The organism is Bradyrhizobium sp. URHD0069 (genome assembly GCF_000701345.1).
In the GTDB taxonomy this organism is placed as follows: domain Bacteria; phylum Pseudomonadota; class Alphaproteobacteria; order Rhizobiales; family Xanthobacteraceae; genus Bradyrhizobium.
In genome coordinates, this window is sequence record NZ_JNIJ01000042.1 from 1 (window position 1) to 24691 (window position 24691).

The 24691-nt window shown below is 62.2% G+C and carries 28 protein-coding genes, 1 pseudogene and 1 riboswitch; of the genes and pseudogenes, 16 read left to right on the top strand and 13 right to left on the bottom strand.

Going from position 1 to position 24691, the window contains the following annotated elements:
• A partial coding sequence (locus N554_RS0123480) for a transposase (protein WP_029583110.1) occupies nucleotides 1–316 on the top strand: 316 nt, incomplete at its 5' end.
• A gap of 137 nt (nucleotides 317–453) precedes the next feature.
• Here N554_RS0123480 and N554_RS0123485 read toward each other — a convergent pair.
• Nucleotides 454–834: a carboxymuconolactone decarboxylase family protein gene (locus tag N554_RS0123485; protein WP_029585735.1), complete on the bottom strand. Its 381-nt coding sequence runs from the start codon at nucleotides 832–834 to the stop codon at nucleotides 454–456.
• Between the two features lie 173 nt (nucleotides 835–1007).
• On the opposite strand from N554_RS0123485, the gene N554_RS0123490 reads away from it, so the two are divergent.
• Complete coding sequence (locus N554_RS0123490) at nucleotides 1008–3596, top strand: TIGR02302 family protein (RefSeq protein ID WP_029585736.1); 2589 nt, start codon at nucleotides 1008–1010, stop codon at nucleotides 3594–3596.
• Between the two features lie 144 nt (nucleotides 3597–3740).
• Here N554_RS0123490 and N554_RS0123495 read toward each other — a convergent pair whose 3' ends face one another.
• Entirely contained in the window at nucleotides 3741–4118 is a 378-nt protein-coding gene (locus N554_RS0123495; protein WP_029585737.1) for a response regulator, read from the bottom strand.
• Between the two features lie 40 nt (nucleotides 4119–4158).
• Nucleotides 4159–5037 carry an MJ0042-type zinc finger domain-containing protein gene (locus tag N554_RS0123500; protein WP_029585738.1) on the bottom strand — a complete coding sequence of 293 codons (879 nt, stop codon included), beginning with the start codon at nucleotides 5035–5037 and terminating at the stop codon, nucleotides 4159–4161.
• Nucleotides 5038–5202: 165 nt separating this feature from the next.
• On the opposite strand from N554_RS0123500, the gene ftsE reads away from it, so the two are divergent.
• The 4 genes from ftsE (at nucleotide 5203) to N554_RS0123525 (ending at nucleotide 8418) form a co-directional block, all read left to right on the top strand.
• Nucleotides 5203–5862 carry a cell division ATP-binding protein FtsE gene (ftsE, locus tag N554_RS0123510; RefSeq protein WP_029585739.1) on the top strand — a complete coding sequence of 220 codons (660 nt, stop codon included), beginning with the start codon at nucleotides 5203–5205 and terminating at the stop codon, nucleotides 5860–5862.
• Nucleotides 5855–6826 carry a cell division protein FtsX gene (locus tag N554_RS0123515; RefSeq protein ID WP_029585740.1) on the top strand — a complete coding sequence of 324 codons (972 nt, stop codon included), beginning with the start codon at nucleotides 5855–5857 and terminating at the stop codon, nucleotides 6824–6826. Before ftsE ends, N554_RS0123515 begins: the two co-directional genes overlap by 8 nt.
• Before the next feature lie 87 nt (nucleotides 6827–6913).
• The gene (locus N554_RS0123520; protein WP_029585741.1) at nucleotides 6914–7633 is read left to right on the top strand and encodes a YdcF family protein; all 720 of its coding nucleotides are present in this window, start codon (nucleotides 6914–6916) and stop codon (nucleotides 7631–7633) included.
• A gap of 11 nt (nucleotides 7634–7644) precedes the next feature.
• Nucleotides 7645–8418, top strand: coding sequence for a lysophospholipid acyltransferase family protein (locus N554_RS0123525; protein ID WP_029585742.1), 774 nt, complete (start codon nucleotides 7645–7647; stop codon nucleotides 8416–8418).
• 4 nt (nucleotides 8419–8422) lie between these two features.
• Here the strand turns inward: N554_RS0123525 and N554_RS0123530 are convergent, their stop codons facing one another.
• On the bottom strand, nucleotides 8423–9028 hold the full coding sequence (locus N554_RS0123530; protein WP_029585743.1) for a gamma-glutamylcyclotransferase: 606 nt from the start codon (nucleotides 9026–9028) through the stop codon (nucleotides 8423–8425).
• Between the two features lie 105 nt (nucleotides 9029–9133).
• Here N554_RS0123530 and N554_RS0123535 point away from each other — a divergent pair, with 105 nt between their 5' ends.
• Nucleotides 9134–10330: a DUF2125 domain-containing protein gene (locus N554_RS0123535; RefSeq protein WP_029585744.1), complete on the top strand. Its 1197-nt coding sequence runs from the start codon at nucleotides 9134–9136 to the stop codon at nucleotides 10328–10330.
• Nucleotides 10331–10486: 156 nt separating this feature from the next.
• On the opposite strand, the gene N554_RS0123540 is transcribed toward N554_RS0123535, so the two are convergent.
• Genes N554_RS0123540 through N554_RS0123550 form a run of 3 tightly spaced genes read right to left on the bottom strand, consistent with a single transcriptional unit; the run spans nucleotide 10487 to nucleotide 13403 of the window.
• Complete coding sequence (locus N554_RS0123540; RefSeq protein ID WP_029585745.1) at nucleotides 10487–11428, bottom strand: prephenate/arogenate dehydrogenase family protein; 942 nt, start codon at nucleotides 11426–11428, stop codon at nucleotides 10487–10489.
• Nucleotides 11425–12522 carry a pyridoxal phosphate-dependent aminotransferase gene (locus N554_RS0123545; protein WP_029585746.1) on the bottom strand — a complete coding sequence of 366 codons (1098 nt, stop codon included), beginning with the start codon at nucleotides 12520–12522 and terminating at the stop codon, nucleotides 11425–11427. The genes N554_RS0123540 and N554_RS0123545 overlap by 4 nt, the downstream gene beginning before the upstream one ends.
• A gap of 29 nt (nucleotides 12523–12551) precedes the next feature.
• Complete coding sequence (locus N554_RS0123550; RefSeq protein WP_029585747.1) at nucleotides 12552–13403, bottom strand: chorismate mutase; 852 nt, start codon at nucleotides 13401–13403, stop codon at nucleotides 12552–12554.
• Between the two features lie 296 nt (nucleotides 13404–13699).
• Nucleotides 13700–13779: riboswitch (SAM riboswitch) on the top strand.
• An 88-nt stretch (nucleotides 13780–13867) separates the two neighbouring features.
• Here N554_RS0123550 and N554_RS0123555 point away from each other — a divergent pair.
• Nucleotides 13868–15070 (top strand): homoserine O-acetyltransferase MetX, encoded by a 1203-nt coding sequence (locus N554_RS0123555; protein ID WP_029585748.1) that lies wholly within the window; start codon nucleotides 13868–13870, stop codon nucleotides 15068–15070.
• A gap of 1 nt (nucleotide 15071) precedes the next feature.
• A complete protein-coding gene (gene metW, locus N554_RS0123560; RefSeq protein ID WP_029585749.1) occupies nucleotides 15072–15740 on the top strand; it encodes a methionine biosynthesis protein MetW in 669 nt (222 codons plus the stop codon).
• A 51-nt stretch (nucleotides 15741–15791) separates the two neighbouring features.
• Here the strand turns inward: metW and N554_RS0123565 are convergent, their stop codons facing one another.
• Complete coding sequence (locus N554_RS0123565) at nucleotides 15792–16661, bottom strand: alpha/beta fold hydrolase (RefSeq protein ID WP_029585750.1); 870 nt, start codon at nucleotides 16659–16661, stop codon at nucleotides 15792–15794.
• Between the two features lie 288 nt (nucleotides 16662–16949).
• Here N554_RS0123565 and N554_RS0123570 point away from each other — a divergent pair, with 288 nt between their 5' ends.
• On the top strand, nucleotides 16950–17609 hold the full coding sequence (locus N554_RS0123570; RefSeq protein WP_029585751.1) for a TIGR02594 family protein: 660 nt from the start codon (nucleotides 16950–16952) through the stop codon (nucleotides 17607–17609).
• A gap of 798 nt (nucleotides 17610–18407) precedes the next feature.
• Nucleotides 18408–19751 carry a dihydrolipoyl dehydrogenase family protein gene (locus tag N554_RS0123575; RefSeq protein WP_029585752.1) on the top strand — a complete coding sequence of 448 codons (1344 nt, stop codon included), beginning with the start codon at nucleotides 18408–18410 and terminating at the stop codon, nucleotides 19749–19751.
• Here the strand turns inward: N554_RS0123575 and N554_RS0123580 are convergent.
• Entirely contained in the window at nucleotides 19748–20182 is a 435-nt protein-coding gene (locus N554_RS0123580; protein WP_029585753.1) for a MerR family transcriptional regulator, read from the bottom strand. The genes N554_RS0123575 and N554_RS0123580 overlap by 4 nt on opposite strands.
• A gap of 102 nt (nucleotides 20183–20284) precedes the next feature.
• On the opposite strand from N554_RS0123580, the gene N554_RS0123585 reads away from it, so the two are divergent.
• The 4 genes from N554_RS0123585 to N554_RS38685 are packed head-to-tail and all read left to right on the top strand — an operon-like array spanning nucleotide 20285 to nucleotide 21524.
• Nucleotides 20285–20617 carry a mercuric transporter MerT family protein gene (locus N554_RS0123585; protein WP_245283693.1) on the top strand — a complete coding sequence of 111 codons (333 nt, stop codon included), beginning with the start codon at nucleotides 20285–20287 and terminating at the stop codon, nucleotides 20615–20617.
• A gap of 14 nt (nucleotides 20618–20631) precedes the next feature.
• The gene (gene merP, locus N554_RS0123590; protein WP_029585755.1) at nucleotides 20632–20916 is read left to right on the top strand and encodes a mercury resistance system periplasmic binding protein MerP; all 285 of its coding nucleotides are present in this window, start codon (nucleotides 20632–20634) and stop codon (nucleotides 20914–20916) included.
• 4 nt (nucleotides 20917–20920) lie between these two features.
• Nucleotides 20921–21145, top strand: coding sequence for a GDCCVxC domain-containing (seleno)protein (locus tag N554_RS42235; RefSeq protein ID WP_081851381.1), 225 nt, complete (start codon nucleotides 20921–20923; stop codon nucleotides 21143–21145).
• Between the two features lie 7 nt (nucleotides 21146–21152).
• Entirely contained in the window at nucleotides 21153–21524 is a 372-nt protein-coding gene (locus N554_RS38685) for a hypothetical protein (RefSeq protein WP_036053901.1), read from the top strand.
• A gap of 178 nt (nucleotides 21525–21702) precedes the next feature.
• Here the strand turns inward: N554_RS38685 and N554_RS0123605 are convergent, their stop codons facing one another.
• Complete coding sequence (locus N554_RS0123605; protein WP_029585757.1) at nucleotides 21703–22338, bottom strand: hypothetical protein; 636 nt, start codon at nucleotides 22336–22338, stop codon at nucleotides 21703–21705.
• A 95-nt stretch (nucleotides 22339–22433) separates the two neighbouring features.
• On the opposite strand from N554_RS0123605, the pseudogene N554_RS42240 reads away from it, so the two are divergent.
• A pseudogene (locus N554_RS42240) lies at nucleotides 22434–22571 on the top strand (TIGR02594 family protein); the annotation flags it as partial.
• Nucleotides 22572–22585: 14 nt separating this feature from the next.
• Here the strand turns inward: N554_RS42240 and N554_RS0123610 are convergent.
• From N554_RS0123610 to N554_RS0123620, 3 genes are all read right to left on the bottom strand, one after another.
• Entirely contained in the window at nucleotides 22586–22981 is a 396-nt protein-coding gene (locus N554_RS0123610) for a nuclear transport factor 2 family protein (RefSeq protein WP_029585758.1), read from the bottom strand.
• Nucleotides 22982–23044: 63 nt separating this feature from the next.
• A complete protein-coding gene (locus N554_RS40230) occupies nucleotides 23045–23260 on the bottom strand; it encodes a hypothetical protein (protein ID WP_156042059.1) in 216 nt (71 codons plus the stop codon).
• Nucleotides 23261–23818: 558 nt separating this feature from the next.
• The gene (locus N554_RS0123620; RefSeq protein WP_029585760.1) at nucleotides 23819–24604 is read right to left on the bottom strand and encodes an MOSC domain-containing protein; all 786 of its coding nucleotides are present in this window, start codon (nucleotides 24602–24604) and stop codon (nucleotides 23819–23821) included.
• Nucleotides 24605–24691: the final 87 nt, after the last annotated feature.

Sequence of the window (24691 nt, forward strand, 5' to 3'; positions counted from 1 at the left end):
AGTCCCGCTGCTGCGGATCATCGGCCGCATGTTCCCCAGGCTGCGCCACATCTTCGCCGACCGCGTCTACCGAGGTCCGAAATTGCTCGAGGCACTCGCCGATCAGGGCAAATGGACCATCGAGATCGTCACCCGCTCGCAGAGCGTGGGAACGTTCAAAGCCGAGCCTCGGCGTTGGGTCGTCGAGCGCACGTTTGCATGGTTCGGTCGCAATCGAAGGCTTGCCAAAGACTTCGAGGCATCCATAGCCAGCGCGGAAGCCTGGGTCCTGATTGCAAGCATCCGCCTGCTTTCCCGCCGCCTGGCAAGAACCTGATATGCCAATGACCTATTTTGAGTCAGACTCTGAGGAGGCCGCATCGCGGCCGTCTCGAAGGATGATTTTGTTATCCATTTTTCCCGGCCTCATGGTTCGGGACGGCGCAAGCGCCTCCTCACCATGAGGGTTGAGATCTAACCCTTGTCCAACTCGGCGAACACTTCACGCGCGATGCGGAAGCTGTCGACCCCCGCGGGCACGCCGGCATAGATCGCCACCTGCATGAAGATTTCGCGAATCTCGTCCTTGGTCACGCCATTGACCAGCGCGCCCTTGATATGCACCCGCAACTCGTGCGGCCGGTTGAGAATCGAGATCATCGCCAGATTGAGCATGCTGCGGGTCTTGCGCGGCAATTCTTCCCGGCCCCATACCGCGCCCCAGCAATATTCCGTGACCAGTTCCTGAAACGGCTGGTTGAAATCGTCGGCATTCTTCAGAGCATTGTTGACGTAGGCATCGCCCAGTACCGCTTTGCGAATTTCCAGTCCCTTGTCGTGCGTTTTCTTGTCCATAGCGTTTCCTTTGGGCCCTACCCTGATGGTCCGAAAGTCGACGTTACGAGGTCGCCGCGCTCCAGTCACTCCTTCGTGTTATGCGTGTTGGGGGCGTGGGTTAGTGCCCCGGGACGGGTGCCTCATTGCCGCCGTTGTGCTAGAGTGCTGTTTCGGAAAACCCGGAGAGTTTATTGAGCGGCGCCACCCCCGACCCATCAGAGCCAGCCCGCGATCCTGATGCCATGTCGCGGTTGCAGTTGGGCCAGGCCTTGCAACGGGCGAAATATGCGATCGCCTGGGAGCGAAGCTGGCCGCATCTAGCCCGGTTGCTCAGCGTCATCGGACTGTTTCTGGTGGTGTCCTGGGCTGGGTTGTGGCTGGCGCTGCCGTTTGTCGCGCGCGCCTTTGGATTGGGGCTGTTCGCGCTATTGGCGCTAGGCGCGCTGTTCCCGCTGGTCCGGTTTCGCTGGCCGAATCGTGAAGAGGCGCTGAGCCGGCTCGACCGCGGCAGCGGCATCCGCCATCGCCCGGCGACCGCGCTTACCGATACGCTGGTCACGCAGGACCCGGTGGCGCGGGCGCTATGGCAGGTGCAGCGCGAGCGAACCCTGGCATCGATCAAGCGGATTCGCGCCGGACTGCCGTCGCCGCGACTTCCGATCCACGATCCCTGGGCGTTGCGCGCATTGGTCGCGGTGATGTTGGTCGCGGCCTATGTCGCTGCCGGCAACGAGCGCATGTTGCGGGTTTCGGCGGCGTTCGACTGGAACGGCGTGCTGTCGCCGGCCAATGTCAGGGTCGATGCCTGGGTGACCCCGCCGCTCTATACCGGAAAGCCTCCGATCATTCTGTCGGCGGCGAACAAGGAAGCCGCCACGCCGGGTGCGGGACCCTTGCCGGTTCCGGCAGGCAGCACGCTGCTCGTGCGCTCAAGCGGCGGCTCTCTGGATGTAGTCGTGGGCGGCGGCATAACCGAGGCCGTGCCGACCGAGCAGGCGCCCAAGGGTACCAACGAACGGCACTTCACCATCGCCGGCGATGGCACGGCGCATGTCCGCGCGCCGTCCGGTCAGCCGCAATGGAGGTTCAGCGCCATCCCCGATCGCGCCCCCATTATTTCGCTCGCGAAAGACCCGGAACGTCAAGCCCGCGGCTCGCTGCAGATGTCCTACAAGATCGAGGATGACTACGGCGTCACCGAAGCGCAGGCACGTTTTGCGGTCCGTCCCGGAGAGGCGCCGAAACCCGCTACCGCGGCGCGGCCCCTGTTCGACCCGCCGCAATTTGCGCTGGTGCTTCCGAACGCGCGGACGCGCAACGGCGTCGGGCAGACCGTGAAAGACCTCAGCGAAGATCCCTATGCCGGAGCCGACGTCACCTTGACCCTGACGGCGAAGGATGAGGCCGGCAATGAAGGCCGCAGCGAGCCGTTCAACATGCGGCTTCCGGAGCGGCTGTTCACCAAGCCGCTGGCGCGCGCGTTGATCGAACAGCGGCGCATTTTGGCGCTCGACGCCAATCAGAATTCACAGGTCTATGCGGCGCTCGAAGCGCTGATGATCGCGCCGGATTTGTTCACGCCCGAAGCCGGTCAGTATCTCGGCCTCTACAGCGTCGCGCGCCAGCTCGATACCGCCCGTACCGACGACGCCATGCGCGAGGTCGTCGCCAGCCTGTGGGCACTCGCGGTCACCATCGAGGACGGCAACATCAGCGACGTCGACAAGGCGTTGCGGGCCGCGCAGGAGGCGCTCAAGCAGGCGCTGGAGCGCGGCGCCAGCGACGAAGAGATCAAAAAGCTCACCGAGAACCTGCGCGCGGCGCTGGATAATTTCATGCGCCAGCTCGCCGAACAGCTGCGCAACAACCCGCAGCAACTGGCGCGGCCACTCGATCCCAATACCAAGGTGATGCGCCAGCAGGATCTCAATAACATGATCGAGCGCATGGAGCGGCTGTCGCGCTCCGGCGACAAGGACGCCGCCAAGCAATTGCTCGAGCAGCTGCAGCAGATGCTCGAAAATCTGCAAATGGCGCAGCCCGGCCAGTCCGGCGACAACGATATGGAGCAGGCGCTGAACGAGCTTGGCGACATGATCCGCAAGCAGCAGCAATTGCGCGACAAGACCTTCAAGCAGGGCCAGGATTCACGGCGCGATCGCATGCGCGGCAAGCAGGGCGATCAAAGCATGGACGATCTGCAGCAGGATCAGCAAGGGCTGCACGACCGCCTGAAACAATTGCAGCAAGAGCTTGCCAAGCGCGGCATGGGACAGGGCCAGCGCGGCGAGAAGGGGCAGCGCGGTGAAAAGGGCAAGCAGGGTCAACAAGGCCAGCCCGGCCAGCAAGGCCAACAGGGGGAACAGGGTGACGGCGAAGATGGCCTCGGCGAAGCCGATTCCGCCATGGGCGATGCCACCGGCAGGTTAGGGGAGGGCAACGCCGATGGCGCCGTGGATTCACAAGGCCGCGCGCTGGATGCCCTGCGCAAGGGCGCCCAGAGCCTCGCCGAGGCGATGCAGCAGGGCGACGGCGACGGACAGAGCGACGGCCCAGGCAATCGCGCCGGCCGCCAGCAGAGCGGCGGCAATCAGAGCGACCCGTTAGGGCGGCCATTGCACGGGCGCGAATTCGGCGACGATCTGACGGTGAAGATCCCCGGCGAAATCGACGTGCAGCGGGTGCGCCGGATTTTGGAAGAACTGCGCCGCCGCCTTGCCGATCCGCAGCGCCCGCAGATCGAACTCGATTACATCGAGCGGCTGCTGAAGGATTATTAGGCTTCGGTGTGGTACGAACGACGTGGTCACGGCCACGATTGTCATACGCGGGCTTGACCCGCGTATCCCTCGCTCTTCAGTGGACTCTTTCGAAGTGGATGGATTGCCGGGTCGAGCCCGGCAATGACGAATTTGCCTGACGACCTAGACGGTCTTCCGCGTCGCCAGTGCCGCGCCCACCGCCGCGCGGATGTCGGCCACGGAAAACGGCTTGGTGACGACGTCGTGTACGATGGCGTTGAGGCCGTAGGCGCGTTCGCGCTGATCGGCAAAGCCGGTCATCAACAGAATCGTCAGATCCGGAAAATCGCGAGCCGCCGTCAGCGCCAGCGCGATGCCGTCCATGACGGGCATCTGGATATCGGTGAGCAAGAGATCGAAGGCGCCTTGTTCGCGGCTCAGGATTTCCAGCGCCTCGGCGCCGTCTTCCGCGGTGACCGTGGCGTGGCCGTCCATGGCGATGGCGCGCGCCACCAGCATGCGCATGGAGTCTTCATCGTCGGCGATCAACACGCGCGGCATCTGCCATCCATCTTTCGCGGAGCGGGACCGAACGGTCCGTTCAAATATTGCCGCCGGCGATGTCACGCTTGTTGAAGAAGCGTACATCGATATTGCGGCCTTCGGGCGGGGGCGAAGCCAGCCGCGATTTGAACCGGGCTTGTTCGCCGGGCTTCAGCACGGGCTGCTCCAGTACCGTGTTCCAGGCGTAGATCTCCGATCCTTGCGCGTCGCGAACGCTGAAGCGCAGCCGCGGCAATTCGACCGGCTTGCGGGCCTCTCCTGTTATCACGCCCTCGATCACCAGCACCGGTTTGCCTTCCACGGTCTCGGTCGTGATCTTCACGTCCTTGAACAGCAGCCCGCGCAGATTAACCTCGAGGCCGACCATTTTGTAAAACGTAGCGGTCTGCGGCAGCAGCCGAACCAAGTCGACGCGCCAGATCACCAGCGCCAGCACCAGCGCGCCCATGGCGGCGCAGGCCGTGGGAAGGCTGACAAATGGTTTTCCCGGCGCGCGAAGCACTGCGGGCCGTCCGATCAGCTTCCGGAACCAGGATTGGCGTGGCCGCGCCAAGCTGGCCTCCTGCATGTCGTGACGGGCGATCGACGGCCAATCGGCCTCAGTCGCCGCAAGCGAGTTGTCGCCGTCAACCGGCCAGTCGCCCGATATCGAGGGGCTATCGACGACCGGGGTTTCCTCTGTCTCGCGATCGTCTTCGCGCGCGAGAGCCTCCCATTCCGCGGCGGCATCCGCGCGCGCGGCCTGTTGGCCGGCTGCCGCCATTGCAGGCGCCGGAGCTGTGAGCTCGGTCGCGTCCTCCGGCCGCGCCAGCCACACTTCCTTGCAGCGGGAGCAGCGGACGGTACGGCCAGCCGCGCCCAAGGTAGCCGGATCGATGGCGTAGGACGTTGTACAATGGGGGCAAATGATGGGCATGGAGCCAATCTCCACAATGACGCTGTGCGGATGCTACAAGGCGACCATTAACGAATCGGAAACCATAATCGAAGCACAACCATTTTGGTTGGCCCGCAGCGGCGGCGAAGCAATCAAGCTGCGGGCTGGTTTCCGGTCTCGTCCCCCCATCGAACGGAGCTGAGCTTGGTCCGGTTCGAAAATGTCGGATTGCGCTACGGATTGGGTCCGGAGATTCTGCGCGACCTCAGTTTCCTGATTCCCGCCCACTCTTTTCAGTTTCTCACCGGCCCGTCCGGCGCCGGCAAGACCTCGCTGCTGAGGCTATTGTTCTTGTCGCTGCGACCGACGCGCGGTCTGGTCAATCTGTTCGGCCAAGACGTCTCGCTGCTCGGCAAGGATGAGATCGCCAATCTGCGCAAACGGATCGGCATCGTGCTGCAGGACTTTCGGCTGCTCGATCACATGACAACGTACGAAAACGTGGCGCTGCCATTCCGGGTAATGGGCCGCGAGGAATCAAGTTATCGCAAGGAAGTCATCGATCTGCTGAAATGGGTCGGTCTCGGCGAGCGAATGGATGCGCTGCCGCCGATTCTGTCCGGCGGCGAAAAGCAGCGTGCGGCAATCGCCCGCGCCGTGATCTCGCGGCCGCATCTATTGCTGGCCGACGAGCCGACCGGCAATGTCGATCCGACGCTGGGGCGGCGATTGTTGCGGCTATTCATCGAACTGAACAAGTCCGGCACCGCGGTGATCATCGCAACCCACGACATCACGCTGATGGATCAGTATGACGCGCGGCGGCTGGTGCTGCATCAAGGACGGTTGCATGTCTATGAGTAGAACCGACGACGAGCATGGCCCCTTGGTGGATCTCGGACACGAGCGTCCGCAGGTGCCGCCGCGGGCGCGCAATATGTCGCCGATCGTGCCGCGCGCCTCGATCGCCGGCCGCGCGCTGGTCGCCGTCGTCGCCATCATGACTTTCCTCGCTTCGATTACCACCGGTACGGTGCTTTTGGTGAGCGCCTCGGCGGCGGAGTGGCAGTCGGAGGTCGCGAGTGAAATCACCATTCAGGTGCGGCCCGCAGCCGGGCGCGATATCGAGCGCGATACGGCGGCGGTAGCTGAGGCGATGCGCGCGCAGTCCGGCATCGTCGAGGTCAGGCCCTTCACCCGAGCGGAATCCGCCAAGCTGCTGGAACCCTGGCTCGGCAGCGGGCTCGCGCTGGAGGATCTGCCGGTGCCGCGCGTCATTGTCGCGCGGGTCCAGCGCGGAGCCGTGCTTGATCTGGCGGCGCTGCGCAGCCGGGTAACCAAGGTGGCGCCGTCCGCCAGCGTCGACGATCACCGCGCCTGGATCGAGCGGATGCGGTCGATGACCGGCGCCACCGTGTTCGCGGGCATCGGCATTCTCGCATTGGTGATTGTCGCGACCATCATTTCGGTATCGTTTGCGACCCGCGGCGCGATGGCGGCAAACCGACCCATCGTCGAAGTGCTGCATTTCGTTGGCGCCGGCGACCGCTATATCGCCAACCGGTTCCTGCGGCATTTTCTGCGGCTCGGGCTACAAGGCGGCGTGATCGGCGGCGGCGTTGCGATGCTGGCGTTCGGCTTTTCCGAATCGATCGCCAGCTGGTTCTCGGGCACGCCGGTCGGCGATCAGTTCGCGGCATTACTGGGCACGTTTTCGCTGCGCCCGTCGGGTTATCTGGCACTGGCGGCGCAGGCGGTGCTGATCGCGGCGATCACCGCCTGGGCATCGCGGCGAACGCTGTTCTCAACACTTGATGACATCGATTGACGTGCACGGTTACGAATACGGCGGCAAACCGGACTCCACATCGTCTGAAAACCTTCTAGAATTGTGGGGGGAGGTCGCAAGCATCGCATGAGTCTGCAGCCCAACGATAAATCGCCGAATCCGCCGGTCACTGCGCCCCGCGGCTGGCTGCGCGCGGCGATCGTAGCGGCGCTGGCGATTGTATTCGTCGGCGCGGCGATCGGCTTCGTCGGGTTTCTCTCGCAGTTGCGTGGTGCTGAAGTGAAGCCTAACCGCAAAGCCGACGGCATCGTCGTGCTCACCGGCGGTTCATCGCGGGTCTCGGACGCCATGGAATTGCTCGCCGGCGGCTATGGCAAGCGGCTGTTGATTTCGGGCGTCCATCCGACCAATGCGGCAAGCGACATTTCCCGCTCGCTGCCCGACAATCAGTCGTTGCTAAGATGCTGCGTCGATCTCGACCGCTCCGCCGTCAACACCCGCAGCAATGCAGCGGAGGCCCGGCGCTGGGCGCACGAGCGCGGCTTTAAATCGGTGATCGTGGTGACGTCGAATTATCACATGCCGCGGGCAATCGTCGAATTGTCGCATGCGATGCCCGACACTGCCTTGATTCCATTCGCGGTGGTCGGCGACAAATGGCGCGAAGAGCCCTGGTGGACCAGTGGCGCGACACTGCGGCTATTGCTATCGGAGTATGTAAAGTACGTCGCTGCGGAAGTGCGGGTGCGCCTGGCTGATGCCGGTCTCGAATTGACGCCTGAGCTCGCGGACCAGCCGGCCGGATTGCGTACGCCGCGCAGACCGGCGACGGCTCAAGCCAACTGATCGGGTTTTCGATGGTTTCGATTTTCTTGCGTTCGCTGGTCTACAATGTGCTGTTCTACCTGCTGCTGGCATTTTGGGTGATCGTTGGCATCCCGACCTACCTGATGCCGCGCTGGGCCATCATGAATGTCGCCAGATACTGGGCGCGCAGCAGCATCTGGCTGTTGCGCGTGATCTGCAACGTCAAGGTGGAGTATCGCGGCCTTGAGAAAATTCCAAAGGGACCGCTGATCGTCGCATCGAAACATCAGTCGATGTGGGAAACCTTCGCACTGCTGCAGTTTTTCGATCAGCCGCTTTTCATCCACAAGCGGGAGCTGAAATGGATCCCGCTGTTCGGCTGGTATTTGATCAAGTCGAACATGATCGGAATCGATCGTCGCGCCGGCGGCCGCTCCTTGCTGGCGATGGCACGCCGCGCCGGCGAGGAAGTGCGCCGCGGCCGCCAGCTGATTATTTTTCCGGAAGGCACGCGAACGCCGGTCGATGCAGCGCCGCACTACAAGACCGGCGTCGCTCAGATTTATGTAGATTGCGGCGTGGCTTGTCTGCCGGTTGCGCTCAACTCAGGGCTGTTCTGGCCGCGCCGAACGTTTATGCGTTATCCGGGAACGCTGGTGGTCGAAATTCTTGATCCGTTGCCGCCCGGCCTGTCGCGTCGCGAATTCATCGCCCGCGTCTCCGGCGTGATCGAGGACGCGACCAACCGGCTGGTCGAGGCGGGGCGCCGGGAGCAGGCTCAGTTGTTCGGCCGCGTGCCGAGTTCGGTATCGGCGAAGGCGTAAACCTTTACTTATCTTCTGTCTTGAGCGGAGGGTGAAGATGCAGCGCGGAGTCATCGTGCAGCATCGCCGCCAGTTGATGCAATTGCTGGTCGCGAAAGCCCTGCTTCTCGATGGATGCTACGGTCGACAGAACATAGTCGCGATTGTTTCCGGAACGACCGTGCCCCTGCAGCACGTGTCGGAGCTGCTCCGTCAATGACAGTCGCCCGGCATACTGCACATGGCCGCGATCGACCACGTAAGCCAGCGCACTGACCCGTTGTCGGGCTTCGTTCTCAAGCCAGACGGAACGCATGACCTCGCGATAGACATTGGTGGTCTGCTCGCGGCTGCGCAGATATTCCACGGTGTATTTGCGTTGCTTCGCCATGACCCGGAATGCGATGCCACGGCAGGCGCCGCCGCGGTCGAGCCCGAGCACCAGGCCGGGCTTTTCCGGCGTGCCGCGGTGGTCGAACGAATAGACGCACAGCGCGCGATGTTCGCCGATCAGCCGCGCCGGGACCTGCTCGATGAATTCAAAGCCCGGCCGCCACATCAGCGAGCCGTAGCCGAACACCCAGAGGTCGCCTTTGGACGATTCCGCTTCGGACAGGATTTTCGCAGCCATCGGCTGCACGCCTAGCAGAATTTCACATGGTCTGAAAATGGGTTACCTTGCCTATCGGCCGAGCACATCGCTTTATTGACAAAATCATTAGACAAAGGTCGCCGCATGCCTGATATGACCCTCGCGCCGCGCCGGCGCCCGCTTTGGCGCCTTTTCATCGCGCCCGCCTTGCTCGTGATTGCCGCCGCGGCATGGAGCGCGTTCTGGTTCTATGCGGCGTCCCAGGTCGATGTCACAGCCGACGCCTGGCGGGCCCGCGAGGCGAAATCCGGCCGGGTCTACGATTGTGCCAGGCGCTCGGTGGCCGGCTTTCCGTTCCGCCTTGAAGTCCGCTGCGATGGCGCCAGCGTGTCACTGGTATCGCAGACCGCCGAGCAGACTGCGACCCAAGCGCCGATCACCGCAAAGCTCGGCGAAATTCTGATCGTGGCGCAAGTCTACGATCCGAAACTGCTGATCGCGGAATTTACCGCGCCGGCAACGATTTCCGATCGGAGCCAGCAGCCTTTGATGATGGTGAACTGGAGCAAGGCCCGCAGCAGCGTGGTGGGATTGCCGGCCGTCCCGCAGCGCATCTCTCTTGTGTTCGACGATCCCTCGATCGATCGCGTCAATGGATCAGTGCCGGCGCCGCTGGCGCGCGCCAAGCACATCGAACTGCACGGCCGTCTTGCCGACGGCTCTGCGCTCGATCGCCCCGTGGTCGAAACCGTACTGAAAATCGAAGCAGGCAGCCTGCAGGAGGTGCATCCGCTGCTCGCGGAGCCGTTCAATGCCGATGTGCGGGCGATGCTCAGTGGCCTGAAGGATTTTTCGCCAAAGCCCTGGCCAGTACGGTTTCGCGAAATCCAGGCCGCCGGCGGCCATGTCGAGATCGTGCAGTCCCGGATCGCGCAGGGCGATCTGGTCGCGGTCGCCGCCGGCACGCTCGGTCTCACCGCGAACGGCCGCCTGGACGGCGAATTGCAGATGACCGTTGCCGGACTGGAGAAGGTGATTCCGGCGTTGGGCATTGAGAAAATGCTGGATGAGGGCGTGCCGCAGGCAACCCTCGATCGTGTCGCGCCCGGCGTCAAAACCTCCGACGTCAACAATCTCCTGGGCGCGCTGGACCGCGCGATTCCGGGTCTTGGCAAGGTGGTCAAGCAAAACGCCAATGTCGGCGTCGCCGCCGGCATCAACGCGCTCGGCAAGGAAGCGGTGCTGGAAGGCAAGAAGGCGCGGGCGTTTCCGCTGCGCTTTGTCGACGGCGCGGTGTTTCTGGGCGCAGTGAAAGTGGCGCAGCTCCCGCCGCTGTTTTGATATTCCCCAGCCGTCGTCCCGGCCAAGCGAGCGCTTGCGAGCGCGAGCCGGGATCCATAACCCCGGCGCTCGTGAAGCGAAGAAAGTTGCCCTGCGCCACTATGACATAACGCCGGTGGTTATGGGTTCCCGCTTTCGCGGGAACGACGATAGGCTTTACTCCGCCTTCTTCCCCAATTGTGCGTGCGGACGGCCGAAGTCGGGGGCTGCGGAATCCTGGCCGATCTCGACGATGCCGCGGCGGATTGCGCGGGTGCGGGTGAAATGCTCGAACAGCGCCTCGCCGTCGCCGCGACGGATCGCGCGCGTCAACTTCGAGAGGTCCTCGTTGAACGTGCCGAGCATTTCCAGCACCGCGTCCTTGTTGGCTAGAAATACATCGCGCCACATGATCGGGTCGGAGGCCGCGATGCGGGTGAAGTCGCGAAAGCCGCCGGCGGAGAATTTCATCACTTCCGACGAGGTCACCTGGCCGAGTTCGTCCGCGGTGCCGACGATGGTGTAGGCGATCAAATGCGGCAGATGGCTGGTGATCGCGAGCACCAGGTCGTGATGATCGGGCGTCATGATCTCGACCTTGGCGCCGAGCCCTGCCCAGAATGCGCGCAATCTCTCGACCGCATCCGCGTCGGTGCCATCAGGCGGAGTAAGGATGCACCAGCGGTTGATGAACAATTCGGCGAAACCGGAATCGGGGCCGGAGTGCTCGGTGCCGGCGACGGGATGCGCCGGCACGAAATGCGCGCTGGCGGGCAAATGCGGCGCCATGTCCCGCACCACAGCGCCCTTGACCGAGCCGACATCAGAGACGATCGCGCCCGGCTTGAGATAGTGGGCGATTTCCTGCGCGACCGCGCCACAGGCGCCGACCGGGATGCACAGGATGACGAGATCGGCGTCTTTTGCGGCCTCCGCATTGGTCTCCACGACGCGGTCGGTAATGCCGAGCTCCTGCACCCGCGCGCGGGTCTTCGCCGAGCGCGCGGTGGTGACGATTTCGCCCGCGAGCCCCTGTTCACGCGCGGCCCGCGCGATCGATCCGCCGATCAGGCCAAAGCCGATCAGCGCGATCTTGTTGAATACCGGAGCGGCGTTCACTTGCGCGCCACGAAGTCGCGCAAGCCATCGACCACGAGGCGATTGGCTTCTTCGGTGCCGATGCTCATGCGCAACGCGTGCGGCAGGCCATAATTGTTCAGCGCGCGCAACACCAGGCCGCGCTTGGTGAGGAACGCATCTGCGTCGGCCGAGGTCCTGCCCTTCTCGAGCGGGAAGTGGATCAGGACGAAGTTCGCCACGCTCGGCGTCACCTTGAGGTCGAGCTTGCCGATCTCTTCGGTGAGCCAGCCGCGCCACTTTTCGGTGTGCGCCTTCGACATCTGGACGTGCGCGGTGTCCTCGATTGCCGCGACCGCCGCCAGCATCGCCGGCGTCGAAACGTTGAAGGGTCCGCGGGTACGATTGACCGCATCGACAATGTGGGCCGGTCCGAACATCCAGCCGACCCGCAGCGCGGCGAGCCCGTGGATCTTCGAAAACGTGTGGGTCATCACGGTGTTGTCGGTCGTCGCCACCAGTTCAATGCCGAGTTCATAGTCGTTGCGCGACACGTAGTCGGAGTAAGCGGCGTCGAGCACGAGCAGCACATGCAGCGGCAGTCCGGCGCGCAGCCGCTTGATCTCGTCGAACGGCAGATAGGTGCCGGTCGGGTTGTTCGGGTTGGCGAGCCACACGAGCTTGGTGCGCGGCGAGACCAGCTTCAGGATCGCGTCGACATCGGCGGTGAAATTGGTCTCGGGCGCGACGACGTTGATGGCGCCGCTCGCTTTGGTGGCGATCGGATACACCAGGAAGCCATGGGTGGTGCTGATCGCCTCGTCGCCATGGCGGAGATAGGTGTGCGCCAGGAGATTCAGGATTTCGTCGGAGCCGGCGCCGCAGATGATGCGGTTGGGATCGAGCCCGAAAGCGCGGCCGATCGCCTCGCGCAGCACGCGCGACGTGCCTTCCGGATAGTCCTCCAGATGCGCCGCGGCTTGCTTGTAGACCTCGATGGCTTTCGGCGAAGGTCCGAACGGGGTCTCGTTGGCCGACAGCTTGAACACCTTGCGGCCCGGCTCCGGCACGGGTCTCTTGCCGGGCGTGTAGGGCGCAATATCGAGAATGCCGGGATTCGGCACGGGTCGGGACATCTTCAACTCCGGATGATCGGGGGCGGCTTTTACGATTTCGCTGCCCCGTTCGGGGGCACCGTATAGCGCGTTGCATGGCTGCCGACGAGAGCCGATGATCGTACCGACGCACCGGCCTCGATAAGCGCGGTCTTGATCTTTTCCAGGCTGCTTGAGCCCGCAACCGACACCAATAGCGCCGCGCCGTCGAAGGCGGTGTCCGGCACCGCGACGATTTCAGCCAATGGCGACAGCGCGCGCGCGATATCGGCGTTCCAGCCCGACACACGCACGCTCCACATCTCGACTTCGGTTACCATGGCGCTGTCGGCGACGCGCGACACTACGAATACCGGCAGCGCGGCCGGATGATCGGCGCGCTCGACGAACGGCAGCCGCGCGATGATCTTCGGCGCGCCGCTGGCTTCGAGCGCGATCCACCACGGGGTGCGGCTGGAAATGGCGGAGACCAGCGCCAGATCGCCTTTCGATTTGGCCACCGCATCGACCGCGGCCGGCGCGCTGAAATGCGAGACGTAGGGAACGGTAAATCCGAAATGAAACCGCGCCGAATCCCGCATCGCGGATTCGCCGAGCGAAACATCGGCATGCACCGAAAACGGCGCCTGTACGTAAGTGAACGTCGAGATGATGACGCGCCAAATACTCTCGACAGTGTCGAGCGGCAGGATGCCGCGATGGCGTTCGACCAGCCGGCGCATCATCTCCGCTTCGCGCGCCGGGCGAAACGCCGAGCCGACCTCCTGGGTCTGCTTCACCTGGATCAGGCGATCGATGATGTCGCCGCGCGCCATCAGCAGGCGGTGGACCTCTGTGTCGATGGCGTCGATCTCTTTGCGCAGTTCCTGCAGGGAGGGCGGAGCGGGGGGCGGTTGCGACATGCGGGAAACCTGACGAGAGGTAGAGATTTGAAGACCAAGGGTGTCCTCATCCTGAGGAGCGGTGTCTTCGCCGCGTCTCAAAGGATGGGCGAGCTGTTCTCCCCCATGGTTCGAGATGGCGCAAGAGCGCCTCCTCGCCATGGGGTGCGGAGCAGAGTTGCGGACCGACGGCAGTGGTAGGGTCGATGCGCTCCGAAAGCAAAGAAAACGTTGAGAGGCCTGGTGGCGGCTCGCGATTGAGCCTCCTGTTAACCCGAGGCTTGTCTTGACGAAACGACCACCGGGAACTAATATTAGCCTTACTCCGTGGTCATTTGAGCCGGCCGGCTTGCAGCCACGTTAAACAACTCGCTAAACAGGCCGGGGACAGAAGTGATCCCGGTCGAACATATGTTCAGGCCGGGTTTTTTATGGCCTGATTTCCGGTGGTTTTCCGAAACCGTCCGGAGGAGGTCGGTGCCAAGATGGTAAATGTGAGGTCGATACCAAGTCCGGCTGCTCATACCGAGGAGCGCGCGCATGAGGCGGACCATCCGACGTCGCTGCTGGCGCGCTTCGGCGCCGACCAGCCGTTGAAGCTCGATTGCGGCATCGATCTGGCGCCGTTCCAGATCGCCTATCAGACCTATGGCGAACTCAATGCCGAGCGTTCCAACGCCATTCTGGTCTGTCATGCGCTGACGCTTGATCAGCATGTCGCCAACCTCCATCCGCTGACGGGCAAGTCGGGCTGGTGGGAAATCATGGTTGGTCCTGGTCGCCCCCTCGACACCGACAAGTATTTCATCATCTGCTCGAACGTGATCGGCGGCTGCATGGGTTCGACCGGCCCGGCCTCGACCAATCCTGCGACGGGCAAGGTGTGGGGCCTGGATTTTCCGATCATCACCATTCCGGACATGGTGCGCGCGCAGGCCATGCTGCTCGACCGCCTCGGCATCGACACCCTGCTTTGTGTTACAGGCGGCTCGATGGGCGGCATGCAGGTGCTGCAGTGGACCGCCGCCTATCCAAAGCGCGTCTTTTCCGCACTTCCAACCGCTTGCAGCACGCGTCACTCGGCCCAGAACATCGCGTTTCATGAACTCGGCCGGCAGGCGGTGATGGCCGATCCGGACTGGCACGGCGGGCGCTATGTCGATCAGGGTACGCATCCGCACCGCGGCCTCGCGGTGGCGCGAATGGCCGGGCATATCACCTATCTGTCGGATGCCGCCCTGCACCGCAAATTCGGGCGGCGGATGCAGGACCGCGAGTTGCCGACGTTCTCGTTCGACGCGGACTTCCAGGTCGAAAGCTATCTGCGCTATCAGGGCTCCTCCTTTGTCGAACGCTTCGATGCCAACAGCTATCTCTACCTGACGCGGGCGATGGACTATTTCGATGTTGCCGCCGACCACGACGGCGTGCTGGCGCAGGCGTTTCGCGGCATCCAGACCCGGTTCTGCGTGGTGTCGTTCACCAGCGATTGGCTGTTTCCGACCTCGGAGTCGCGCGCGCTGGTGCATGCGCTCAACGCCTCGAGCGCACGGGTATCGTTCGCGGAGATCGAGACCGACCGCGGCCATGATGCCTTCCTGCTCGACGTACCCGAGTTTTTCGATATCTCCCGCGCGTTCCTGGAATCCGCGGCCGCCGCGCGCGGCCTGACCAAGGCGGAACGCTGACATGACCGCAAGACAACAGGTTTTGCCACTTACCGGCGTGGCGTCCGGGAGAACCGAGAATTATCGCGGCGACCATCTGCTGGTGGCGGAGATGGTCGAGCGCGGCTCCAAGGTGCTCGACGTCGGCTGCGGCGACGGTGACTTGCTGCAGCTGCTTGAGACCCGCGGCATCGACGGGCGCGGCATCGAACTGTCGCGCGAAGGCGTCAACCGCTGCGTCGCCAAGGGTCTGGCGGTGGTGCAGGGCGACGCCGACACCGACCTCATCAATTATCCCGACGATGCCTTCGACTATGTGATCCTGTCGCAGACCCTGCAGGCGACGCGGCAACCTCGCGTGGTGCTGGAGAATTTGCTGCGGATCGGGCGGCGCGCCATCGTGTCGTTCCCGAATTTCGGCTTCTGGAAGATGCGGCTGCAATTGCTGGTCGGCGGGCATATGCCGCGCACCGAAAACCTGCCGGCGACCTGGTACGACACGCCGAACATTCATTTCTGCACCATCAAGGATTTCGTGCAGCTCTGCGACGAAATCAACGTCAAGATGGAGCGCGCCGTCGCGCTCGATCTCTATGGCCGAGCGCTGCGGTTCAATGCGCCCTGGTGGTTCTGGAACATGTTCGGCGAGCAGGGCGTGTTTTTGCTGAGCCGCGCGGAGAAGACGAAGTGATGCCATCGGCGTCATTCGGGTTCGAAGCTTTGCTTCGCCCCGGAATGACGTTCAAGTTTGGGCCATCATCGACCTCGGGTCCCGCACCGGCCCGCGGCCGGCTTCGGCGAAAGCGACAAAACGCTCGACCATTTCGTTGAACAGCGCCGGCTCTTCGAGATTGAGCACGTGGCCGGACTTCGGAAAGAATGTCAGCCCTGCGGCCGGCAGGTGCTTCTTCAGGAACAGGCTCGGCTCGATGCAATTGTCGTCCTCGTCGCCGCAGATGATCAATGTCGGCGTCGTCACTTTCCTGATCGCCTCGGTCATGGTGTAGATCGAGGGCCTGCCGCCCTGAAAGCTGCGCATGGTGTTGGCGGAGCCCTTGGCATCGTGCCGGGCCAGCGCGTCGTAGAAATCCGCGTGTCCGCGCGGGTCCTTCAGCAGAAACGGAATCCGGCTCGGCGCCTCGCGCGTTGCCTTTGCCACTTCTGCTGCGCCGATCGTCTCATATTGATCCGCATTGGCCCGGCACTGCCCGCGAAAGGCCTCGAGGTTCTCAAGGCTTGAACCCGAACCCACTCCGGCAAGCGTCAGTGACAACGCGCGCTCCGGATTGTTCAGGCCAATCTGCAGCGACGAATACGCTCCCATCGACAGGCCGACGAAATGCGCCTTCGCGATTTCGAGATGATCGAGAACGGTGAGCGCATCGTTGTAGAAATGCCTGTAGGTGTAAACCTCGGCCGCGGGCGGTACATCCGACGGCGTGTAACCGCGCGCGGAGTAGGCGATGCAGCGGTGCCCGCGCGAAAAGTAACGCATCTGCGGCTCCCAATTGGTGTAGTCGGCCGCGAATTCGTGCAGGAAGATGATCGGGGTTCCCTCGCCTGCTTCCTCGAAATAAAGGCGGACATTGTCGTTCGTGACGGCATAGGACATTTGCTGTTTCCTTCGCTTGTTCTTGCTTTGATGCGTTTTTCTTTAGCCGACCGGAAGGCAGGTGCGGAGCTGGAAAACCGCAGTTAACTCCCGCGGCGGCAATGAGGCGAGACCGCTTCTTTTTTGCCATCAAATGATCGCGGAATCACCGCGGGATTAACCTTGCGCTGCCGCATCGCGTCTTGCACACCGCAAGTTGCATACCCCGCCGCGACGTTGGTCCTTGCCCTGAGGACCTGACGGGCAACGGGGGTGTTCAAGAAGGAATGAGTGTAAGAAGGAATGAGTATGGTTGAGTTACGTGCGTTCCGCCGGTCGCTTCGTGTTGTGGCGCTGGCGTTGTCTTCCGTGGCGATCGTCGGTATTGCCACTCCTGCTTCAGCAAAACCTCATCACGCAGGGCCGCACGCCCGGGCCCATCACGCCGGCCACCACGGCAAGCTGCACTTCAGTCATCGGCATTACCGGCACACAGCCCGCGCATCGCGCTGGGCGCGCGGCAAAGCGCAAATACAGGCGCGCGGCTTCGCCGATGCCCAGGCGAGCGTCGTACCGACTGCCGCCAACATCACCATGACTGCGCCGGCGAGCTTCGGTTCGTCAAACGTGGTCGCTGAGGCACGCCGCTACATCGGCCGCAATCCCACCGGCCGCGGCAGCCTGTGGTGCGCGCGATTCATGAACATGGTCTTGCAGCAATCCGGTTACCGCGGCACCGGCTCGGACATGGCGCGTTCGTTTGCGAGCTATGGCCAGCGCGTCTCTGGACCACAGATCGGCGCCATCGCCGTGATGGGACGGGGACGTGGCGGTGGCCATGTCGGCATCATCACCGGCATCGATGCCAAGGGAAATCCGATCATGATCTCGGGCAATAACGGCAACCGGGTCAGGGAAACGCCGGTCTCGCGCGGCCGGATCTACGCCTACGTCATGCCGACGAACTGAGGCTTCTCAACCTCTCCCCGTTCTTTTGGACGGGGAGTGGTCGCCTTCACGCCGATGCGGTGAGGGGCAGGGCACGGGATAACAGAGATCCTGACCCGTCCGGGTATGTCTGTTTCACTCGTGGATAGTGTTGAAAAAGTCCTTTTCGGGTGAAGAACGAAAATTTTAAAGACCGCTGAAGCATTTCGCGCGCAGCGACGTGAGGGCCACATCGTTTCATACAAAAACGACCACCGGCCTTCGTATCGCCCCCGGAGGGCTTTGCAGCGGTAGAGGCCTCTAAAAATCGAGTTTCGCGAGATTTTCGGGGTCGTTCGATTTTCGACTTTTGCAACAGTATCCTCCTGATGAACGGACACCACTGAGCGGAAGTCTCATGTCCGCTAAGTGCCGATTTTGTTGCAGAACTCCCAAAATGCCGTTCGATCAATTTCCCGCAAATGGACCAAACGAGCCGCAATCGCCGATCGATGCAGACTCCAGGCCATTACCGAAGTCGTGGTGAGTTCGTCGCTAGATAATGTAGTCCCTCAAATTACTGTTCGATCGCCGCGTGTACGGCCCGGAAAATTTGTATTCAGTGACGCAAAAAGACTTTTGCAACAAAATCTGCCAACATCGGACTTGTGCCTCCAAACCTTCCGCTTATTGACTCGATCTGACCGATCCAAAAGCTTGGTGCAGACTCTTGATTTTGAGCAAGAAAAGGCAATCACAAGCAGGAAAAGGCAAATTCAGCATTGCTCCTTTAGCCCCTACAGGGCCTAGCATCTCCTTTCTTTGTTGGAGGAGGTCGGAATGAAACCGCATGACCTAGTGGTGATTGGATCGGGCACCGCGGCTCAGGTCGCGAGCACGCGCGTCCGACGGGCGGGTCGGACAGTGGCCGTGGTGGACCATCGTCCATTCGGCGGAACCTGTGCACTGCGCGGATGTGATCCCAAGAAAATGCTCATAAGCGGTGCTGAGGCCATTGATGCCGCGCACCGTATGCAGGGTCACGGGGTCGCTGGCGAACTTCGGATCAGTTGGCCTGAACTGGTCGCCTTCAAGCGCACCTTCACTGACCCGGTGCCCCAAAAGCAGGAGGCCCGTTATGCCGCGCAAGGCATTGATGCTTTTCACGGCCTTGCGCGGTTCACTGGCCGCGACGCCGTTACCGTCGCAGGACAGGAACTCAAGGCACGTCACATCCTTGTTGCTACCGGAGCACGTCCGGTGCCTTTGCGGCTTCCCGGCGCGGAACACGTTATCACCAGTGACCGCTTTCTGGAGCTTGAGAGTCTGCCGCAGCGGATCGTGCTGATTGGCGGCGGTTACATCGCCGCCGAGTTTTCGCACATTGCCGCTCGCGCCGGAGCGCAGGTAACGGTGCTCCAACGGGGCGACCGTATGCTACTGCATTTCGATCCGGACCTTGTGAATTGGCTGATGGTAAAATTTGCCGAACTCCGCATTGACGTGCGGACGCAAGCAACGGCAGTACGCATCGAGCAAACAACGAATGGCTTCCTGGTGCATGCTGATGGACCTCGCGGAAAGGAGGCGGTGGAAGTCGATCTAGTCGTGCATGCGGCGGGTCGCGAGCCTGAACTAGAGGATCTGGATCTAGCGGGCGGGCACGTCGCGGTCAGCAAAAATCGCCTCGAACTCAACGAGTATCTCCAGAGCGTATCCAATCCCCTGGTCTACGCTGCCGGCGACGCCGCAGGTATGGGGCCGCCGTTAACGCCGGTATCCGCCCACGACGGTCTAGTCGTTGCTACCAACATTCTGGATGGTAACCGTCACAAGCCAGACTATCGAGGGGTGCCGAGTGTAGCTTTCACGGTGCCGCCGATCGCCTCCGTCGGCTTAAGCGAGAGCCAAGCGCAGGCCCAGGGATTGAAGTACAAACTGAAGTCGGAGAGCACGCCCTATTGGTTTACTGCCCGCCGTCTGGCGGAGCGGGTATATGGCTATAAAACGCTGGTCGAAGAGGGAACGGGTCAGATTCTCGGCGCCCACATCGTCGGTCCCTGCGCCGACGAGGTAATCAACCTCTTTGCACTCGCAATCCGACACAATCTAACCGCGAGGGATTTGCAGACGACCATGTTTGCTTATCCGACCGGAGCGTCGGACATCGGATACATGCTCTAGTCGCCTTGCCGGCCGGCATCGAGAATATCCAGTACCGGGCAGTCGGGGGCTGCGCCGTCAGTACATCTGGCAACCGTTTCCGCCAAGATGGCCTCAAGCTTGGCGAGGTCTGAGAGTTTGCTACGAACTTTCGCCAGATGTGCGCTCGCAATCTTGTGCACGTCGGCACATGAAGCGCGCTCTGGCCCTCCAAGGTCCAGCAAGGCGCGTATCTCCTCAAGAGTGAACCCGAGGTCTCGGGAGCGCCGGATGAAAGCCAACGTCCGTTTTTCGGCCGGCCCGTAGAGCCGCCGCCCGCTCGCCGTTCGGGGCGGAGCCGGGAGCATTTTGATCCGCTCGTAGTAGCGGATGGTCTCAATGTTCACGCCGCTGTACTTGGATAGTTCACCGATTGAAAGGTTTTCGGCTCGCGAAGACGTGATGGCACGCATGGAATTGTCCTTGATCCTGTAGTCACTACAGGATGCATGGTTTAGCCCATGACAATCAATCAGCCTGATCACATTGCCGACAACCGGCGCCGGAAAACTTTAATGGCGGCGGGCGGCCTCCTTGGAGCGCTTGCGGCATCGTCTTGCTGCATCCTTCCCCTTGTCCTGTTCGGCCTTGGGGTCAGCGGCGCGTGGATCGGCAACTTCACCCGACTTGCCGCCTACCAGCCCTACTTCATCGCCGCGACGCTCGCGTTCCTCGGGTACGGCTATTGGCTAGTGTACCGGTCCTCAGCACGCGCCTGCGCCGATGACGAGGCGTGCGCCCGCCCGCTGCCGAACCGCATCGTCAAAACAAACCTCATCATCGCAACGGTTCTCGTCGCCGCCGCGCTCGGCCTCGACTTCATCGCACCGTTCTTTCTCAACTCATGACTGGAGATTTCCCCATGAACAAGCCTCTCGCCTACGCAGCTTTTGCCGTCGGCATCGTCGCGTCGTCGTCAGTGATGGCCGCGGATAGAACGATCACCTTGGCGGTGAAGAACATGGACTGCGCGGCCTGCCCCTCCATCGTCAAAGGCAGTTTGGAAGCCGTTCCCGGCGTTGCCAAGGTTGCGGTGTCCTTCAAGGACAAGACGGCCACCGTCATCTATGACGACGCCAAAGCCGATGTGAACCAACTGACAACGGCGACCACCAAGGCGGGCTATCCGTCCTCACCCAAGGGCTGATCCGATGCTTCTCGAGTCAACCATCACCTGTCCGCATTGCGCCGTTGCGAAAACGGAGATCATGCCGACCGATGCCTGTCAGTTCTTTTATGAATGCACTGGCTGCGGCACCAAGCTAAAGCCGGAGTCGGGTGATTGTTGCGTGTTCTGTTCCTATGGCTCAGTGCCGTGTCCGCCAATTCAGGCCCAGCGCGCCGGCGAGCCAGGTGCCGCGCCGTGTTGTTCCTAGTTCCACCATGAGCAACCCGACAACGGACATCTCGCGCGATTGGCTCAGCAGCAAACGCACCAATTTGCTCGCGTGGTGGATACCAAACTCAGCGATCCTCGTCAGTTTGTTCGCTCCGGTATCGCTGCGAACTGCTGTCTGGGTCATCGCCCTCGGCTGGATGGGCGCGGCGTGCATCATGAATGCGCGACGCTGTAATCGCACACACTGCCGATACACCGGGCCCTACTTCATCGCCATGATCGTGCCCGTGATGGCGCTCGGTGCGGCGCTCGTCACCGTCGGCATACTTGGATGGATTTGTTTGGGCGTGATCATCCTCGGAGGAGCCGGAATGATATGGTGGGCTACCGAGCGGGCATGGGGAAAGTTCTCGTAGCGCATGACAACGTCTAGAAGGGTCTCATTTTGCGCTTCCGAATGTCGCGGAGCCTAGCTGTCTGAATTGGGTCAGACTCGAACATTGTGACTTAGCTACCGGATGTCTGTTCTACCCCCTGAAAGCAGATGCGCGCCAGCGCGTTTCCGCTTGTCTCAAGTCCCCGTTGAAACGCGCGTTACCGGCGACCGCCGAAGGCAAACGGAGAAGCGCCGGGCAGCAAGGGCGAGTTGATATCGCTGTCGATGCGCCCCGACTGTTGGGTGTAGCCGACTCCAAGTGACAGGCTGAGATTCGACGTCGCTTGAAATTCGACGCCGGCATGCGCGCTATAGACGGGCAGCGTGCCGGACACGGAGTCGAAGGGCGCGAAAGGGCCACCGATGCCGGTATTATATTTCAAGGTGTCGAAACCCGCATAGACCGTGACGGGCAATCCACTCGCGTTTTTGAAGCTGTAGCCGAACTGCACGCCTTCGGTATAGAGCGAGCCGAAATTGCCAAAAGCTGCATTCCGGTTGATGCCGCTCACGCCCAGGCCCATGCCGCCGCGCTCGCTGCCGACAAACCATCCGTTTGGAAAATTGTAGCGCATATGGGAAAAGCCGCCGCCTCGGGCGTCACTGCCGTCAAAGCTCGGAAAGTCGCCGTAAGTGTTTGAGTCCTGGCCGACGGTTGGATTGTCACCGAAGCTGAAGGGCCAGCCTGGAGTCCAATATTTCACAGGGGCAGCTTGCGCGTGGGCCGTTCGCCCGCCCAGGCAGAGCGCCGCCAATACGAATACGAGACCTAATCTGCTTGAGAAAACGGACATCCGCGCTACCGCCAAGTGACGTGAAATTATACGCTCCAGATATCAGGAACGCCAGTGCGGCGCCGACCGCGGCTCCTGCCGCCATGGCCGCGCCCGGAGGATTCGGTTCGTCGAATGTGGTCGCCGAGGCACGCCGTTACATCGGCGGCAATCCCACCGGCCGCGGCAGCCTGTGGTGCGCGCGGTTCATGAACATGGAAATCTCATCTACATCACCGCCGATGTGGGGTTCTCCTCGGCGGTGTATTTAGGACGACGTGATTTCGCCTACTCGCTCAACAAGATGCGCACGCGAGGGTGCAGGGTCAAACCGATCGGCGAAGTATTGCGTTTCGTTGGCCACCAGTCCTTCGCGGAATTCCATGATGCTCACCGCGTAAGATGGTATGCCGTCATAGGCAAGTACGAATTCAGTGACCCAGAGATCGCCGCTGCCGATAATTCGCCGGACCGTAAAACGCTTCTTGTTTGGCTGGACGAATCGGCTCTCTTGTATGTTGTGCCGGCCGCGGATCCGCTCGCCCGATTGCGGATAATCCAGCACAGCATCCTCGCGGTAGATTTCATGTTCGACCTTGAAATCGCTCGCGTCCGAAGCATCCCCATGGCGCTCCAGCGCCGCCCGCACCGTTCGATCATCCATCTCAATCTCCCATTTGCGCTTTCGGCTGTCATTTCGGGACCACTGAATTCATCGTGCTGTACGCTAATCTGAAACGCGGGCGCCATTGCCGATCGCGCCAGTCTTGTGACGCCTCACGATGCGGGCGATTGCGGTTTGGGTTAAAGATACGCCCGTGGGAGGTCGCGCGTAAACTTCGATTTGCGCAGAGATTTCAATGTGATTTGGGTCGTCCAGTCCCCTCGAGAAAAACATTTCGCTGGTTCCGTCGGGCAAATCACCTTTATCAGCTTGCGCCATCTCATCCCCCAGGAGGGGCGTATCGCGATCGTCACGAACGCGGGATGGGATGTGGTGGACGCGACAGCGTCGACGCGCAATGTGTTCACGGGGCGGCTTCCGTGAGTGAACAACAGCGCGCAAGACGACGGCGCTGCTTTCGCCTGTGCCAGACGTTTCGACGGGCTTGTCCGCCGAAACCTTTGGCGAAGGCGCATCTCGCGTACGGCAAAACCGTGTGGTCCTGACGCCCGTTGCTGGCGCCAAGTCCGCGGAGGCATGTCGGGCCCAACCGGGCTCCGGCGCGCCATCAATCCGCTGACGACGGTGACAAGACGAATTCGCTCGCCGGGGAGAGCACGGCATAAGCCGTAAAGCCATTGCGCAGGGAATGCCGGATTGCTCCGTCTGTACCTGTATGCTCGTGTGCGTTTTCTTGTGCATCTTTGCACACGAGACCGCGGGTGCAGCGCGCACCCGGCATTCCCTGCACCCTCCTTTTGAGGGTGGTCCATTGCAAGACCCGGACGCATCGCGCCGCGGGAACGCGAAATGATGTCTTTGACGAAGACGAATTGCCTACAGCAGCTGCGGCTCTACTGCCGCGATCGCATCGCCGACGCCGATGACGCCACCGGCGATCACCTCGGCATAGATCCCGCACTCGGCGTGGCCGAGGCGGCGCATCAGTGCAGACGGGATGTCGAGGTCGCGCGCCGCGGTTTCCGGATCGACGTTGATGGCGGCGCAGCGGGTGATCCGCTTCACCACCTTCAGCCGCGCCTCGCCGATGGCGAGGGTTTGGCCGACCAGGTCGAACTCGTGCCATGCCGGCCAGCCCTCGACATAGAGGTTGGCGCGGAAGCGCAGCGGATGAACCGGCTGTCCGACCATGTTCTCGATGGCGGCAACGCTGCCGAGATTGATGATGGAGACGACCTTCCTGGCGACATCCGAGAAGCTGTGGCCCTGGCTCGAGAGTATTTTCGGTGGCCCCTTGATCGAGCCGGCGTAGCTATCCGTGAAGAACCGCTCGATGGCGGCCCGGCCCTCGGCTGTTTCGAGGTTGCCTTGAACGGCGATCGCGCCATTCCGCCGGATGGTCAGGACGTTGCTCGCATCGTCGAAACGGGCATGCAATGCCGCCAGCCATTCGTCCCGCTGCAGCATCAGGAAATAGATCTTGGCCATCCATTTGGGCTCAGTGGGATCGAAGCCGCTGGGGCCGTTTTCGATGGCATAGCGGCGGTCGGCGGGAAGCGTCTGGCCGGGCTCCAGGGCGACGCGCGGCAGCGGTTCCGGCGAGAGCCCTTTGACGGGATAGCGATAGATGCCGGCGATCTGTGCGCGCTGGGCGGGAGGCATCCGGCTTCTTAAGGGATTCCCTCATTCGGCGCTACCGCGCACGAATTTGTGACATCGCCTCTTCCGTTTCCGGGGCCGTCTTCCCAC

What these genes read in the sequence shown, in the direction of transcription:
- N554_RS0123555 (WP_029585748.1), top strand. Translation starts at nt 13,868, where the DNA reads ATGGTAAATGTGAGGTCGATACCAAGTCCGGCTGCTCATACCGAGGAG.
- N554_RS0123525 (WP_029585742.1), top strand. Translation starts at nt 7,645, where the DNA reads ATGGTTTCGATTTTCTTGCGTTCGCTGGTCTACAATGTGCTGTTCTAC.
- metW (WP_029585749.1), top strand. Translation starts at nt 15,072, where the DNA reads ATGACCGCAAGACAACAGGTTTTGCCACTTACCGGCGTGGCGTCCGGG.
- N554_RS0123565 (WP_029585750.1), bottom strand. Translation starts at nt 16,661, where the DNA reads ATGTCCTATGCCGTCACGAACGACAATGTCCGCCTTTATTTCGAGGAA.
- N554_RS38685 (WP_036053901.1), top strand. Translation starts at nt 21,153, where the DNA reads ATGAGCAACCCGACAACGGACATCTCGCGCGATTGGCTCAGCAGCAAA.
- N554_RS0123545 (WP_029585746.1), bottom strand. Translation starts at nt 12,522, where the DNA reads ATGTCCCGACCCGTGCCGAATCCCGGCATTCTCGATATTGCGCCCTAC.
- N554_RS0123495 (WP_029585737.1), bottom strand. Translation starts at nt 4,118, where the DNA reads ATGCCGCGCGTGTTGATCGCCGACGATGAAGACTCCATGCGCATGCTG.
- N554_RS0123620 (WP_029585760.1), bottom strand. Translation starts at nt 24,604, where the DNA reads ATGCCTCCCGCCCAGCGCGCACAGATCGCCGGCATCTATCGCTATCCC.
- N554_RS0123550 (WP_029585747.1), bottom strand. Translation starts at nt 13,403, where the DNA reads ATGTCGCAACCGCCCCCCGCTCCGCCCTCCCTGCAGGAACTGCGCAAA.
- N554_RS0123570 (WP_029585751.1), top strand. Translation starts at nt 16,950, where the DNA reads ATGGTTGAGTTACGTGCGTTCCGCCGGTCGCTTCGTGTTGTGGCGCTG.
- N554_RS0123520 (WP_029585741.1), top strand. Translation starts at nt 6,914, where the DNA reads ATGAGTCTGCAGCCCAACGATAAATCGCCGAATCCGCCGGTCACTGCG.
- N554_RS0123530 (WP_029585743.1), bottom strand. Translation starts at nt 9,028, where the DNA reads ATGGCTGCGAAAATCCTGTCCGAAGCGGAATCGTCCAAAGGCGACCTC.
- N554_RS0123500 (WP_029585738.1), bottom strand. Translation starts at nt 5,037, where the DNA reads ATGCCCATCATTTGCCCCCATTGTACAACGTCCTACGCCATCGATCCG.
- N554_RS0123515 (WP_029585740.1), top strand. Translation starts at nt 5,855, where the DNA reads ATGAGTAGAACCGACGACGAGCATGGCCCCTTGGTGGATCTCGGACAC.
- N554_RS0123535 (WP_029585744.1), top strand. Translation starts at nt 9,134, where the DNA reads ATGCCTGATATGACCCTCGCGCCGCGCCGGCGCCCGCTTTGGCGCCTT.
- N554_RS0123485 (WP_029585735.1), bottom strand. Translation starts at nt 834, where the DNA reads ATGGACAAGAAAACGCACGACAAGGGACTGGAAATTCGCAAAGCGGTA.
- N554_RS0123585 (WP_245283693.1), top strand. Translation starts at nt 20,285, where the DNA reads ATGGCGGCGGGCGGCCTCCTTGGAGCGCTTGCGGCATCGTCTTGCTGC.
- merP (WP_029585755.1), top strand. Translation starts at nt 20,632, where the DNA reads ATGAACAAGCCTCTCGCCTACGCAGCTTTTGCCGTCGGCATCGTCGCG.
- N554_RS42235 (WP_081851381.1), top strand. Translation starts at nt 20,921, where the DNA reads ATGCTTCTCGAGTCAACCATCACCTGTCCGCATTGCGCCGTTGCGAAA.
- N554_RS40230 (WP_156042059.1), bottom strand. Translation starts at nt 23,260, where the DNA reads ATGGCGCAAGCTGATAAAGGTGATTTGCCCGACGGAACCAGCGAAATG.
- N554_RS0123580 (WP_029585753.1), bottom strand. Translation starts at nt 20,182, where the DNA reads ATGCGTGCCATCACGTCTTCGCGAGCCGAAAACCTTTCAATCGGTGAA.
- N554_RS0123605 (WP_029585757.1), bottom strand. Translation starts at nt 22,338, where the DNA reads ATGTCCGTTTTCTCAAGCAGATTAGGTCTCGTATTCGTATTGGCGGCG.
- N554_RS0123575 (WP_029585752.1), top strand. Translation starts at nt 18,408, where the DNA reads ATGAAACCGCATGACCTAGTGGTGATTGGATCGGGCACCGCGGCTCAG.
- N554_RS0123610 (WP_029585758.1), bottom strand. Translation starts at nt 22,981, where the DNA reads ATGGATGATCGAACGGTGCGGGCGGCGCTGGAGCGCCATGGGGATGCT.